The organism is Labilithrix sp. (genome assembly GCA_019637155.1).
Taxonomy (GTDB): domain Bacteria; phylum Myxococcota_A; class Polyangia; order Polyangiales; family Polyangiaceae; genus Labilithrix.
Genome location: JAHBWE010000032.1, coordinates 56,225 through 69,747, shown reverse-complemented (window position 1 = coordinate 69,747; position 13,523 = coordinate 56,225). Strand labels below are relative to the sequence as shown.

Below are 13,523 nucleotides of genomic sequence, written 5' to 3'. Positions count from 1 at the left end.
GCCCCTCTCGAACGAGAGAGGCAGAGCCCCTCTCGAACGAGAGAGCCCCTCTCTACCTGAGAAGCCGGCTGATGTGGCGGCGCTCCCATTCGAGGGCGCGGTCGAAGTTGCGGAACTGGCGTTCGCGCTCGAGGAACTCCGGGGGGTGGAGCGTGCGCCGCGCGGACGCGAAGTCCGGCGCGCCGCGGGAGGAGAGGATGTTGGCGCTCGCGTGGCGCGAGGTGCCGCGCGCCGACGGGATCATGTGGTGCAGCATCTCGTGGTAGACGATGTACGCCACGAAGTAGCGGGGGATCCATGAGCGATCGAGGACGGGGTGGATGCGGATGACGCGCTCGAGGTTCGAGTAGCTGCCGAGCCGGATGGCGCGCCGCGGCTCGCGGCTCTTCCGCTTCGTCTTCTTCCCCCACGTGATGAGCGCGTGGCAGCCGCCGTCGAAGTAGCGCTGGTTGAGGTCGTTGAAGATCGCGAGCAGGTCGTGGTGCTGGCCCTTCGCGAAGAGCGGGATCGCGCGCGGACGCCGCCGCGCGAGGCGGCCGCCGTTCGCCTCGATGTAGTGGCTGACGATTTGGCTCGCCGCGCGGTCGTCCGTCGCGAGGTAGCGGACGAGCGCGCTCACGACCCGCGGCGCCGCGTCGAGGAACATGTGGTGGATGCGCGCGTGCAGGACCCCGCCCTTCAGCGAATGCGAGATGATCGAGCAGCGGTTGTCCGTGATCGAGAGCACCACCGTGCGGCCGGGGAAGGCCGCCTTGAGGCGCCGCTCGAGCGACTGGCGGGCCCCCTCGTGCACGAAGAGCTGCGGCGAGGCGCTCGGGAAGACGAGCGCGAGCTGGGCCGAGAGCCGCTCCGGCACGCGGATGGCCGCCGCAGAGAGCGGCGCGAGCACCGGCCGCGACGCCTGCCGCGCGACCGCCGCCGACCCACGCGACCATCGCGGGGCCAGCCAGTGATCGAGCGTGGTGACGCGCTTTCGGATGCTCATTCGTTGCGCCTCATTTGGGGGTAAGGGACGGCCCCCGGAGTGTCAAGGAAGCGGCGTTTTCAATGAAATAACAGGCACTTGGATATGAGGGCAAAAGCCCCCAATCCAAGGTGGGGAAGTGTCGCCACGCCCCGTTTCGTGACCCTATACGGAACCGCTTGACGCGGGCTCGACGCGGGTACGCCGCAGGACGGTCAGGTCCGTTGCCAGGCGAAGGTCTTCGGGTCGAGGATGAAGCGGAAGGCCGTCACGATCTCGTCGGAGCCTCCCTCCTTCGGATCGACCTTGATGCCCACCACCATCGACTTGAGCATCCCCTGCTCGGGGTGACGCCCGACCAGCTGCGAGACGAGCATCGAAAGGTCCGGCTCGTGACCGACCACCATGGCGCGCTTCCGCCCCGTGCGGGCGAGCTCTCGCACGAGCCCGAGCGCGTCACCCCCGGGAGCCATCTCCCGCCGAATCTCCACCGCCCCCGTCGATCCGCCGGTGCCCTTCGCGTCGCGGACGCGCTGCGCCAGGTCGGTCTCCGCGGCCACGATCTCCGCGGTCTGCAAGGCCCGAACGAGCGGGCTCGAGAGGATCGAGAGCGGGACTTCGCTCTCGCCCACCAGCGCCTTCGCCACGGCGCGCGTTCGGTTTCGGCCGTCGGGAGTGAGCGCCCGATCGCCGTCGCGACCCGTTGGCGAGGAGTCCTCCGCAGGACCGTGCCGCATCACGTAGAGCTTCACGCGCGCTAATCTAAAACGAAACGCGCGCGATTCGGAGCTAGTTCGCGGTCAGTTCGCCGGCTTCGTCGGCGCGCCGTTCTTCGCGGGTGGGGCGGCCATGCGCACGACGGGCTTCCCGTCGGGAGCGACCTCTGGCTTGCCGTCCTTCCCCTTCGCGTCTTTTGCGTCGGCCTTGGCGTCGGGCTTCGTGTCGACCGAGGGCGCCTGGCCGCCGCGCGGCTTGATGTTGTGCTTCGCGAGGATCATCGCCTCGAGCTTGTCCATCAGCTGCGGGTGCTGCTCGAGGTAGGTCTTCGCGTTCTCGCGGCCCTGGCCGATGCGCTCGCCGTTGTACGAGAACCACGCGCCGCTCTTGTCGACGATGCCGAGGTCCGTCGCGAGGTCGATGAGGTCCCCCGCCTTCGAGATGCCGTGGCCGTACAGGATGTCGAACTCGACCTCGCGGAAGGGCGGCGCCATCTTGTTCTTCACGACCTTCACGCGCGTGCGGTTGCCGATCGCGACGGGATCCTTCTTGTCGCCCGACGCGGCCTCCTTGATCTGGCCGATGCGCCGGATGTCGAGGCGGACCGACGCGTAGAACTTGAGCGCGTTGCCGCCGGTGGTCGTCTCGGGCGAGCCGAACATGACGCCGATCTTCATGCGGATCTGGTTGATGAAGACGAGCAGGCAGTTGGAGCGCGCCACCGTTCCCGTGAGCTTGCGGAGCGCCTGGCTCATCAGGCGCGCCTGGAGGCCGACGTGGCTGTCGCCCATGTCGCCCTCGATTTCCGCCTTCGGAACGAGCGCCGCCACCGAGTCGACGATGATGATGTCGACCGCGTTCGAGCGGACGAGCATGTCCGCGATCTCGAGCGCCTGCTCGCCGTAGTCCGGCTGCGAGACGAGCAGCTCGTCGGTCTTCACCCCGAGCTTCCGCGCGTACGCGGGATCGAGCGCGTGCTCCGCGTCGATGAACGCCGCGACGCCGCCCGCCTTCTGCACGTTCGCGATCGCGTGGAGCGTGAGCGTGGTCTTGCCGCTCGACTCCGGTCCGTAGACCTCGATGATGCGGCCTTTCGGGTAGCCGCCGATGCCCAGCGCGATGTCGAGGCCGATCGAACCGGACGGGATCGCGTCGACGTCGCCGATGACGGACTCGCCGTCCTTCAGACGCATGATCGAGCCCTTGCCGTACTCCTTCTCGATGCTGCTGACGGCGAGCTCGATCGCCTTCTGACGGTTCTTCTCTTCCATGGTCGAGAGACTATACTGTCCTTCTGTTCAGTGTCAAGGAGCCTCTTGCTCAGTACGTTGAAGGAGGGTTTTTCTCAACGAAATCAAGTCCATCCTGCCCGTACTTCGCGACGTCGAGCGGCGCGCCCAGCGAAGAGTCGAGGATCTCCATCGTCCGCGTGTCGATGAGGAGATCGTGCGGCATCGCGGAGCCGTTCACCCCGATCGCGCCGAGCCGCCGCGCGCCCACGTCGATCGCGGTGTGGAAGTTCGATCCGTGACGATCGACCCATCCGTCGAGCTCCGCCTGCGACGGCCCCGCGCTCGCGGTCGCGCCGGCGACCACGACCTGCAGGAGCGCGATCCCGCGCGCGTTCAGCTCCTTCGTCACCGGCACGGTCGCCGTCAGCTCCGCCGAGCAGATGCCGCACCACGTCGCGGCGAGCTGAACGTGGAGGACCTTGTGCCGTGACTGCGTGGGGTCGAAGTACTCCGCGATGCCGATCGGCTGGAGCCCCTTCGAGCGATCGCCGTCGCGGTACCCGCGGAAGGTGTACGGCGGGATCCGATCGCCGGGCCGGAGCGGGCTCCGCTCACGCCCGCCGAGGTGATCGGTCGGGTACGGAACGCCGTCGGGGTTCGTCGTGATCGGCGTCAGGTCCGGATCGTCGATCTCCTCGGGATCGCTGCTGCACGACGCGAGCGCGAGCAGGACGACCGCGGACCGGTGCACGACGAGCATGACGATCATATTTTGCCACGGTCTTTCCATGGACCCCCTACGATGTTGGCGAGGTGGACGAGGCACGGCTCCAGCGCTGGCTCAACGGGCAGCGTCGTTCGCACCAGCGGACCTTCCAGTCGCGCGAAATGGTCTGGCAGACCTTCGAGCAGCTCGCGCGCGAGCAAGGTGCGTCCATCGATCAGCTCATCGGCGAGGCGATGGAGGCCTACGCCGAAGCGCGCGGCTACCACGTCGAGGACGATCCCCCCGAGCCGGAGCCCGATCGCTGGGCCTCGCCCGCGATGCACGATCGCGACCCGCTCGAGGAGACCCACGACGCGCCCGGCCTCTCCGATCTCGATCGCTCGTACATGCCGCCGGCGCCGGCGCCGCGGCGCGCGCCTTCGTTCGACTCGAACGCGGGCTGGGAAGACAGCGACCTCGCGCGCACCGAGACCCGCGACGCGATCCGGCGACCCACGCCGCCGGAGCCCACGCGCCCGATCCCGGCTGCGGGCCGCCCCGCGTACGACGACATCCGCGAGCCGGGAGAAGAGTCCCGCACGACGCCGCGCTACCTCCGCAACAACCCGAGCGCGGCCACGCCCATCCAGCCGCTCCAGCCCCCGGTCCCTGCCGCGATCCAGCGGCCGGTGCCGACCGGACCGATGAACCCGCGCGCGACGCGCCCGCTCCCGCCACCCGGCTCGCGCCCGCTCGCGCCGCCGGTCACCGCGCCTCCGCCCTTCGGCGCGCCGCCGCCGCCCGCGCGCGATCCGCTGCGCGACAGCGGGAGCAACCCGGCCCGCCTCCGCGACACCGGCTCGAACCCGAGCGCGCCCAAGCGGCTCGTGCTCATGCATCGCGGCCAGCGCGTCGAGGTCGACAAGGATCGCTTCCTCCTCGGCCGCTCGAAGACGCAGGCCGACCTCCGGCTCGACGATCCGAACGTCTCGCGCCAGCACGCCGCGATCGAGCGCGTCGGATCCGCCTGGTACATCGTCGACCTCGGCTCGACGAACGGCGTCTACGTCGCGGGCGAGCGCATCACGCGCCGCGCGCTCGCCGACGGCGACACGATCGTGATCACCTCGCACGAGATCCGGTGCTCGCTCCGCTGAAGCGACTCGCGCTCGCGGCGTTCTTGCTCGCCGCGTGTGACGACAAGCCGAAGGAGGCGCCGTCCGAGCCGCCGCCTCCGAAGGCGGAGATCCCGGGGCTCGACGCCGGTCTCCTCGGCGAGGGCCAGCTCGCGATCGATCCGCCCGCGCCGCCCGGCGATCTGAAGGCGGAGCTGGATCGGTTCGTGAACCTCGACACGTGCGTGAACGAGCGCGCGAAGCTCGATCCGCTCGTCGGCGACGCGATCGGCGCGATCGGCTACGACACGTTGCTCCGCGACGCGTGCCGGCTCCTCGAGGCGGCGAAGGACAAGAAGCGCGAGACGTGCGACGCGATCGGGCCCGCGTCGCTCCGGCGGCAGTGCGTGAGCTGGATCGCGATGATCGCAGAGGCGCCCGATCAGTGCCCGCTCCAGTTCGAGGCGCTGCCGGCGCGCGGCCGCGTCGCCTCGTGCGTCGCGATCGCCGCGCGTGACCAGCGCCTCTGCGCGGCGGAGCCGCTCGCGAGCGCGCGCGCGACGTGCGAGGCGCTGGTCCTCCGCGATCCGAAGCACTGCGAGGTGCTGCTCCCCAACCCGCGCGCGTCGTGCGTGCGCGAGCTCACGCGCTGGCGCAACGTCCTCGCCACGCCGCTCGAGGGCCTCGAGAAGCTCCCCGCGACGCGCGCCACGCTCACGCTCGCGCTCCCGAGCGACGCCGGCGTCGAAGCCGGCGCCGGCACCGACGCGGGCGTCGTGCCCGAGACCGACATCGGCGAGCTCGTCGCGCAAGGCGTCGTCCTCGTGACCGCGCGCGAGCGGACGCGCATCGAGCTCGGCTCGTTGATCGAGAGCGAGACCTCGCGCATCGCCGCGATCCCGCAGAAGCGCGCGCGCGTCGCGGCGGCGCTCCTCGGCGACGGCAAGCGCGCGACGGTCCAGAAGCTGGAGCTCGTCCTCCCCGCCGACGCGCCGTTCGTCTCGCCGCCGGCGGCGTGCGACTGCAAGGTGACGCGGTTCGAGGCGGAGCCGAAGCGCGGGGCTCCGGTCTCGTTCCGCGTCGAGGGCACGATCACGAACGGCATCCGGCAGCAGCCGTTCACGATCGACGTGACGACGTGGGCGCGCGACGTCACTTCAACGCCGGGGGCTCTGCCCCCGGCACCCCGCTCGCAGCCGTAGGACGCGCGCTGCTCGCCGATGTACGCCCGACGGACTGGCGGGTTTGCGGCGACATCTGGTCGGTTGCGCCGACATTTTGCCTCCGCGCCGGAGGAGCGAGACAATGACCGTCATGCGCCACGCCCTCTCCGTTTGTGCCGCCGCCGGAAGCATCGTCCTCGTCGTCGCCTGTGTCGGCGGACCGGGGAGCGCCGATCAAGGCGGAGAGAACGGTGACCAGTACGGAGGCATCGCCACGACCGGCGGCCAAGGCGCGCAGGTCGGCAACCGCGGGGACGAGGGAGCCCCGCCGGGCTCGAGCAGCACCACGACCTCCACCTCCGGCGCCCCCACGACGCCGCCGCCGGAGGACCTCCGCGCGAGCGACTACGATCAGTCGTGCGAGCGCGACAGCGACTGCACCGCGATCTACGAGGGGCCGGCCTGCCAGCAGACGCAGTGCCAGTGCAACAACGCCGCGATCGCGTCGAAGGACAACGGGGACTACAGCCGGGACAAGACCACCCGTCTCGTCGCGTGCATCTCGGCGAGCTCGAGCTCCGGCGGCTCCTCGTGCACGCCGTGCGAGAACCAAGAGCGAGACGCCCACTGCAACGCCGCCAAGCGCTGTCAGATCGGCGCGAACCCGAACCCGCCCGACGGCGGCTAGGCTAGCTAGACGCCGATGAAGAGGCGGTGCGCGAAGTTCCGCTCGAGGCGGGCGCGCAGCACCTTGTCGGCGGCGAGCTCGATGTCGTACTCGATCCGCTTGAACTCGAAGCGCTTCTTGTCCGAGTCGTAGACGGTGAAGCTCGCGCGGTTGTCGAAGTCGCGCGGCTGACCGACGGAGCCGACCGAGACGATGTACTTGCGGTCGGGCGCGAGCTCGAAGTCGACGGCGGGCATCTCCTCCACGCTCGTCTTCGTGAGCGCGAACACCTTGCACAGGTGCGAGTGCCCGATGAGCGTGATGTGCCCGAGCTTGTCCCAGAGCGGGAGGCACTCGCGCGCCTGCTCCGGCGCGAAGATGTACTCGAACTCCTCGAGGCGCACCGGCGAGCCGTGGCAGAGGAGCACGTCGACGTCGTCGAGCTTGTGCTGGTAGGGGAGCCCCTTCAGCCACTGCATGTTCTCCGGCGAGATCATCGCGGCGTGGACGTCGAGCGCGTGCCGCGCGGCCTCGTAGTAGTACGAGTAGTCCATGCGTCCGGAGACGGCCGCGTCGTGGTTGCCGAGGATCGTGACCTTGGCGAGGTCGCGTACGAGATCGGCGCACTCGTTCGGCGAGCCGCCGTACCCGACGGTGTCGCCGAGGCAGTAGTAGACGTCGATATTTTCCTTCCGATACGCCTCGAGGACCGCCGAGAGGGCCTCCAAGTTCGCATGGATGTCGCTGAAAATACCGATGCGCATGGACCTCACACGCTAGTCCGACTTTCTCCTTTCGTGAAGCGGATTTATGGTTCTCGGTCACGCATGGGCAACGAGAACGGCCACACCAATGGAAAGAGCGCGCTAACCGTCGAGGAAGCCGCGGCCGCGCCGGGCCCGCTTCCTCCTCCGCCACCCGCGGTCGCGGAGCTCTGCGCCGCGTGCATGCGTTACGTCGCGAGCAAGTACAAGGTCGCCCTCGACGGCACGCCCGAGACGTTGAGCCTGCTCGATCAATACGTGCGCGACGCACGCGAGGCCTACCGCGAGCGCCCCGAGAGCATCGAGGTCATCGCCCCCGCGATCGGCGCCTACCTCGGCGAGGTGATGCGCCAGTCGTTCCGCGCCGAGTGGTGGGCGGAGGGCGACTACGGCGGCTGGCGCCTCTATTTCACGAACGTGTATCTTGCATTCAATCCGCTCGGCATGGGCCGCGAGGCGGTCTCGATGGAGGACGAGCCCGGCTGGAACGCCCACCTCGTGCTCGACCCCGGCGAGCGCGAAGAGATCGAGCAACGCCTCGCCGCGATGCCGGAGGTCGACGAGGACGAGTACTACCTCCCCACGACCCGCCTCGACGTCATCACCGGCATCGTCGAGACCCTCCGCGCCCGCGCGGAGGCGGCGGGCACCGGCGACGTCGAGTTCACGAAGGAAGACTACGAGTGATCACGACCGCGCAGCGGACCCGCGTCGCTACTTCGCCGTCTCCGGCGTGCCTACCTGCGCGATGCCGGGGACGGTCTGGGCTACGGGGGGTTCGACGCTGTCGCCGAGGAAGGTGCGCCACTGGGCGACGTACTTGCCGCGCTTGAGGCCGCGGACCTCGCTGCGGGCGCCGGGGGCGGCCCACGCGACCGCGACGCCGTCGAGATACAGGAGGCGTAGCTCGAAGGTGGAGTTCGCGACCGTGAGGGCGTCGGTCGCGCCGGGGACGGGGGGCACGTCGACGTCGGCGCTGCGGAGCGCACCGAGCTCCGCGGCGGAGAGCATCGGCGTGACGCCGCCGCGTGGGAGCGGCGCGGTCGCGAAGGTCGCGTCCTGCGGCGGGACGAGCAGCGGCGCCACCGGCATCTCCTTCTTCTGGAGCGACGCGGTGACCTCGAAGACGAACGCGCCGTAGCCGGTCCAGTGCATCTCGGCGCGGACCGGGAGCTCGTCGAGCGCGCAGAGCGGCGTGCTCGGCGGCGCGCTGAGCAGGTCGAGCACCGCACGACATAGCAGGACCCCGCCCTCCGCGAGCCCCTCCAGCTTGCCGACCTCGATCTCCGCCTTCGCCGCGCGCGTCGTCACCTCGACCTTGCGCGTGCGGATCCCGATGCGCCGGCCCTGCTCCCCCTTCGTGACGACGTCGGCGGGCGTGATCGGCGCGACGTCGAGGCGGCGCTCGCCGAGGAGCGCTCGCAGCGCCCCGGGCGCGAGCGGCCGGTACGTCGCCGCGCCGGGCCAGACGAGGACGTGGCCGTAGCGATCGGCGCGCGAGCGGACCTCCGTCTCGTCGGGGAGCACCGTGCCTTGCGAGAAGACGAGCCGCATCCGCGCGGCGCCGAGCTCGATCGCCATCCGCGGCTCCGTCGACCTCCGCGCCGCGTCGATGCCGGCCGCGTTCACCTCCGGCGCGCGCTGCGGGCCCACGAGATCGAGGAAGCGGAACACCGCCGAGAGCGTGTAGCCGGGGCCCTCCTTCGAGAGGCTGTCGGCCGGGAGCGGCTCGTCGCCACGCATCGGCGCGGGCGGCGGTCCTCCTTCGACGAGCGCGACCGGGCTGCCGCTCGCCGGCGCGGTCGCGGTCCCGAGCGGCGCGGGCTGCGCGCTCGCCTGCGGGCTCTCGCCCTTCGTCGGCTCGGCCGTGGTGGACCGCGTGCAGCCGAGGAGCGTGCAGCCGAAGAGCGAGCAGCCGAGGAGCACGAGGCCTAGCGAGAGGACGTGCGCCTTCACATCGAGAGGTCCGGTACGACGTGGACCTTCGCCGCGAGCGCGGGCGCGCCGGGCAGGTGCTGCGTGTCGACGAAGACGTTCTCGGCGTCGGGGAAGAGCTCGAGGAACGCGTTGCAGTTGCCAGGCTCGTTGTCGAACGTCGCGACGACCTCGCCGATGCGCGCCAGCTTCGGCGCCTCCTCTCGCTTGAAATGCTCGTCCGGGATCTTCGCGTCGGGCTTGCACACGAGCTCGGTGCCGATCACCCCGATCGGGAACCCGAGATCGCGCAAGCTCTGGAACGAGCCGAGGCTCATGAGCGGGAGGTCGCGGCCCGTGAAGTAGACCAGCGTCGCGCCGGCGGCGTAGCAGGCCTGCGCGAGCGTGACCGCCCCCGCGATCGCGACGTCGTGCTTCAAGTACGCGTCGCTGAAGAAGCGATCGCGCCAGAACGACTCCGCGCGCTCCACCAGCTCCGCGTGCTCGACGCCGATGATCTTCAGCGACTCGCGGAGGAGGTAGGCGATGTCCTCGACCTTCGTCGCGGCGAGCAGGTCCGCGCTCGAGTGCGCCTCCGCGCGGAGCTCCGCCGCGAGCTCTTGCAGGATGAGCGCCGTGCGCGGGCGGTTGTCCATGAGCGTCCCGTCGAGGTCGAAGACCACGAGCGGCACGGGCGCGCCCTTCTTCGCGCGGCTCCGTTCGACGACGCGCGTGAGCAACGCTCGCTGCTCCGTCGCGGAGAGGCGGTGGTAGACCGGCGGCGCTCGCACGGGCGCGTAGCTAGCACAGCCCCGCGCGCGGCGCTCCCCGTGCTACCGTCCGGTGGTCCTCATCATGTCGGCGACGCGCGACCACTACGAGACGTTGGGTATCGCCAAATCGGCGGGCCCGGACGAGGTGAAGACGGCGTTCCGGAAGCTCGCCGCGCAGCACCACCCCGATCGCAACCCCGACGATCCGAAGGCGGCGCTCCGCTTCAAGGAGATCAACGCCGCGTACCAGGTCCTCTCCGATCCGCAGCGGCGCGCGATGTACGATCGCTTCGGCCACCGCGCGGAGGAGCCGGGCTCGCCGTTCGCGTCGAGCGGCCCGTTCGCCGGCGGCGTCGTCGACTTCAGCGAGATCGCGGTCGACGGCATCCTCGGCGATCTGCTCGGCGTCTTCGGCGTCGGCAAGGGCGATCGCGGCGACCTCCAGCGCGAGCTCGAGATCACCTTCGAGGAGTCCGCCTTCGGCACGACGAAGACGATGAAGTACGACCGCATCACGCCGTGCGGTGACTGTCGCGGGAGCGGCTCCGCGCCGGGCTCGCAGCCGGAGACGTGCAGCGCGTGCAACGGCCGCGGCCGCGTGCGCTTCCAGCAAGGCATCCTCCCGATCGCGGTCGAGCGCGTCTGCCAGCGCTGCCGCGGGCGCGGCACCACCGTGACGACGCCGTGCACCGGCTGCCGCGGCACCGGCCTCATCACGACCGAGAACACGATCGAGGTGACGATCCCGCCCGGCGTGGAGCACGGCGCGACGCGCGTCGTGAGCGCCGCCGGCAATCGATCGCGCTCCGACAAACCCGCCGGCGATCTCCACCTCGAGATCAAGGTCCAGCCGCACCTCTTCTTCAAGCGCGCGGGCGACGACGTCCTCTGCACCGTGCCGCTGACCTTCACCCAGGTCGCGCTCGGCGCCGAGGTCGAGGTGCCCACCCTCGACGGCAAGGGAAAGCTGCGCGTCCCCGCCGGCACGCAGCCGGGCACCACGCTCCGCATCAAGGGCAAGGGCATGCCGCGCCGCGGCGGCATCGGTCGCGGCGATCAACGCGTCGAGGTCGCGGTCGAGATCCCGCACGAGCTCACCCCCCGCCAGCGCGAGCTGATCGAGGAGCTCGCGAAGGAGCTCGGCGAAGAGGTGACGCCGCTCCGCAAAGGCTTCATGGAGAAGCTCCGCGACCTCTTCGGCTGAGGCGCCTACTCGCCGAGCCAGATCGGACGGTTCGGGACGTGGCAGCCGGACTGGTTGCAGGCGCCGCTGCCGATCGTCCCCGCCATCGCGCGCACCTGCGTGCCGTCTCGGATCGCGACGCGCGAGCCGGGCGGGATCGGGCGCCTGCCGGGGAGCCAGAAGTTGCCGGACGAGTCGGTGCCGACGAGCGCGATCTCCGCGCCGCTCGGATCGACGATGCGGACCTGCACCTCCGGCGCGCCCGCCTTCGAGGTCGCGGTGGAGTACACCGTGCCTCCGATCGCGAACGGCGGCGCGCCCATGCCGGGGAGGTGGCAATTCATGCAGTCCTTGCCCGCGTTCGCCGTGCCGCCGTGACGGCGCTTGCTCTCCTGCGTCGTGAGCGCGACGTACGGGCTCGCGTTCGTGAACGCGTCGGGCGGCGGCGGCTCTTCCGGCGCGGGCCGGTCCTCGATCTCCGGCGGCGGCGCGGTCTCTTGCGGCGGCTCGGTCGCGTCCTCCTCGACGACGTCGTCGTCCACCTCCTCCTCGACGAGGTCGTCGCGGCTCGTCCGGATCGAAGGCGGCGGCTCGAAGCAGGCGTAGCTCGCGCTCGCGACGAGGAGCGCGCCGAAGACCGCCGCCCTCATCGTGCCCCCTTCGGCGCGCACGGCGTGGAGACGCCGAGCGCGTTGACGAGGTACGCGCGCGCGGGGCTGTTCCAGAACGCCGCCATCGTGGTCTCCGCGATCGGCATCTGGTTGTCGTCGCACACGCTCTCGATCGTCTTCGCGGCCTCGAGCTTGAAGTCCTCGATCCGCATGAACGCGTAGTCCCCGACCTGCGAGACGTGGCACGTGCGGCAGTACGGTTTGTAGACCTCGCGGTAGAGGAGCTTCGACTCCTCGTCGCCGCTCCAGCCCGCGGGGATGAAGTCGAGGTTGGTCGATCGCCCCGCGTAGAACCCGCTCACGAGCTGCACCGCGACGGGAGGCGCGCCGGCGCGCGCGATCATCTCGTTCGTCGTCTTCAGCGCGCGCTCTTGGTCCGCGAACCCGAGGCCGCGGCGCTCGGAGAAGAGGAAGGCCTCCGGATCGAAGGGGAGGAACGTCGAGCCGGTGAGCCTCCGCGTCCGCGTGTCGTAGCGGCCGCCGTGGCAGTTCGTGCAGTTGTTCGGGATCGACTTGTTCTGCCCGGTCGAGTCGAGCTGCGCCTCGTTCGCGAGCGCGCCGTCCGCGCCGTAGACGAAGAACTGCACGTCGTTGCCGCGCGGGTCGTTGTACTTCGTCCCGAATTTCGCCATCGCGACGGTGGCGAAGCCGTTCCGCCGCGCGATCGCGTCGTCGAGCGCGGCGTCGGGATCGCCGTTGAAGAGCGGCGCGCCGTCCGCGTCCACGCCGTAGTTCGTGACGTAACACGCGAGCACGTCGTCCTTGCTCTCGAGGCAGTGCATCTCGCGCCCGATGCCGAGGTCGCCGGCGTTGAAGAAGGTCGTCTCGACCTCGCCGCGGCTCTCCCCGAACCCGAAGCGCTCCTTGTATTCGTCGAGCGTCGCGGGCGCGTCGATCGCGGCGTAGTAGGCCTTCGTGTCCTCGACCGTGATCTCACCCTTCCGGTTCAGGTACGGCGGCGTGAAGCCGGCGTTGCCGGGCTCGCGGCCGGTCGAGACGATCGCGGCCGCGCGCGTCTGGTTCGTGATCGGTCCGCCGAGGTCGGGGCTGAAGGGACTCTTGCATTGTGCAAGGACCTCGCGCCACGACCGCGCGCGGAGGCGCTCGACGCAGAGCCCGGCGCTTTCGTCGAAGAACGGGAGCGCGGTCTTGCGGCCCGCGGCGTCGGTCGCGATCGTGCGGAAGCGCATGAGCCCGCCGAGCGGCCAGCGCGTGCTCCCCGGCGTCGCGGTGACGCGCCAGCGGAAGATGGGCGTCGGATCGTTGAAGGTCGTCGGCGTCGCCTCCGTCACCGTCGTCGCGAGGGTGACCCAGCTCGTGTCGGCGATCGCGACGGTCGGGCTCCGGAGGACCTGCACCTCGATCGTCACGCCCGCGCCGGTCGCGAACCCGCTGAACGTGACCGCGCGCTCGGCGGTGCGGCCTCCGAACGTGGTCCCGTTCGCGGGCTGGATGTCGATCGCGGCGGGGATCTCGGGCGCCTCTTCGCGCGGCGACGCGAGGGTGGCCGATCGCGTCTCGCGCGTCTCGAGCTTCGCCGGCGGAGCGCACGCCGCCGCGATCGTGAGGAGGACGCACGCGGCGGCCGTCGAGGAGTGGGGCTTCAGCATCGCGCCCCGATGGAGCGACGGACGTGCCATCACCCGAACGATGG

General features: G+C 70.5%; 14 protein-coding genes. 5 read left to right on the top strand and 9 right to left on the bottom strand.

Annotated features, from left to right (window positions below; translation table 11 throughout):
- Positions 1-52: 52 nt before the first annotated feature.
- The 4 genes from KF837_42985 to KF837_42970 form a co-directional block, all read right to left on the bottom strand.
- Complete coding sequence (locus KF837_42985) at positions 53-889, bottom strand: hypothetical protein (GenBank protein MBX3234136.1); 837 nt, start codon at positions 887-889, stop codon at positions 53-55.
- Positions 890-1,179: 290 nt separating this feature from the next.
- Positions 1,180-1,716: a histidine phosphatase family protein gene (locus KF837_42980; GenBank protein ID MBX3234135.1), complete on the bottom strand. Its 537-nt coding sequence runs from the start codon at positions 1,714-1,716 to the stop codon at positions 1,180-1,182.
- A gap of 48 nt (positions 1,717-1,764) precedes the next feature.
- Positions 1,765-2,952: a recombinase RecA gene (gene recA / locus KF837_42975; GenBank protein MBX3234134.1), complete on the bottom strand. Its 1,188-nt coding sequence runs from the start codon at positions 2,950-2,952 to the stop codon at positions 1,765-1,767.
- 49 nt (positions 2,953-3,001) lie between these two features.
- Entirely contained in the window at positions 3,002-3,664 is a 663-nt protein-coding gene (locus KF837_42970) for a hypothetical protein (protein ID MBX3234133.1), read from the bottom strand.
- Positions 3,665-3,726: 62 nt separating this feature from the next.
- Here KF837_42970 and KF837_42965 point away from each other — a divergent pair, with 62 nt between their 5' ends.
- From KF837_42965 to KF837_42955, 3 genes are all read left to right on the top strand, one after another.
- Complete coding sequence (locus KF837_42965) at positions 3,727-4,776, top strand: FHA domain-containing protein (GenBank protein ID MBX3234132.1); 1,050 nt, start codon at positions 3,727-3,729, stop codon at positions 4,774-4,776.
- Positions 4,761-5,936 carry a hypothetical protein gene (locus KF837_42960; GenBank protein MBX3234131.1) on the top strand — a complete coding sequence of 392 codons (1,176 nt, stop codon included), beginning with the start codon at positions 4,761-4,763 and terminating at the stop codon, positions 5,934-5,936. The genes KF837_42965 and KF837_42960 overlap by 16 nt, the downstream gene beginning before the upstream one ends.
- 112 nt (positions 5,937-6,048) lie before the next feature.
- Entirely contained in the window at positions 6,049-6,585 is a 537-nt protein-coding gene (locus KF837_42955) for a hypothetical protein (protein MBX3234130.1), read from the top strand.
- A gap of 5 nt (positions 6,586-6,590) precedes the next feature.
- Here KF837_42955 and KF837_42950 read toward each other — a convergent pair whose 3' ends face one another.
- Positions 6,591-7,328, bottom strand: a complete 738-nt coding sequence (locus KF837_42950) for a metallophosphoesterase family protein (GenBank protein ID MBX3234129.1) — start codon at positions 7,326-7,328, stop codon at positions 6,591-6,593.
- A gap of 63 nt (positions 7,329-7,391) precedes the next feature.
- Between KF837_42950 and KF837_42945 the strand changes: the two genes are divergently transcribed.
- Positions 7,392-8,015, top strand: a complete 624-nt coding sequence (locus KF837_42945; protein ID MBX3234128.1) for a hypothetical protein — start codon at positions 7,392-7,394, stop codon at positions 8,013-8,015.
- A gap of 27 nt (positions 8,016-8,042) precedes the next feature.
- On the opposite strand, the gene KF837_42940 is transcribed toward KF837_42945, so the two are convergent.
- On the bottom strand, positions 8,043-9,284 hold the full coding sequence (locus KF837_42940) for a hypothetical protein (GenBank protein ID MBX3234127.1): 1,242 nt from the start codon (positions 9,282-9,284) through the stop codon (positions 8,043-8,045).
- Entirely contained in the window at positions 9,281-10,033 is a 753-nt protein-coding gene (locus KF837_42935; protein ID MBX3234126.1) for an HAD family hydrolase, read from the bottom strand. The genes KF837_42940 and KF837_42935 overlap by 4 nt, the downstream gene beginning before the upstream one ends.
- A 64-nt stretch (positions 10,034-10,097) precedes the next feature.
- Here KF837_42935 and dnaJ point away from each other — a divergent pair, with 64 nt between their 5' ends.
- Positions 10,098-11,219, top strand: coding sequence for a molecular chaperone DnaJ (gene dnaJ, locus KF837_42930; GenBank protein MBX3234125.1), 1,122 nt, complete (start codon positions 10,098-10,100; stop codon positions 11,217-11,219).
- Between the two features lie 5 nt (positions 11,220-11,224).
- Here the strand turns inward: dnaJ and KF837_42925 are convergent, their stop codons facing one another.
- Positions 11,225-11,848 carry a carboxypeptidase regulatory-like domain-containing protein gene (locus KF837_42925; protein MBX3234124.1) on the bottom strand — a complete coding sequence of 208 codons (624 nt, stop codon included), beginning with the start codon at positions 11,846-11,848 and terminating at the stop codon, positions 11,225-11,227.
- Positions 11,845-13,509: a hypothetical protein gene (locus KF837_42920; protein MBX3234123.1), complete on the bottom strand. Its 1,665-nt coding sequence runs from the start codon at positions 13,507-13,509 to the stop codon at positions 11,845-11,847. Before KF837_42920 ends, KF837_42925 begins: the two co-directional genes overlap by 4 nt.
- Positions 13,510-13,523: the final 14 nt, after the last annotated feature.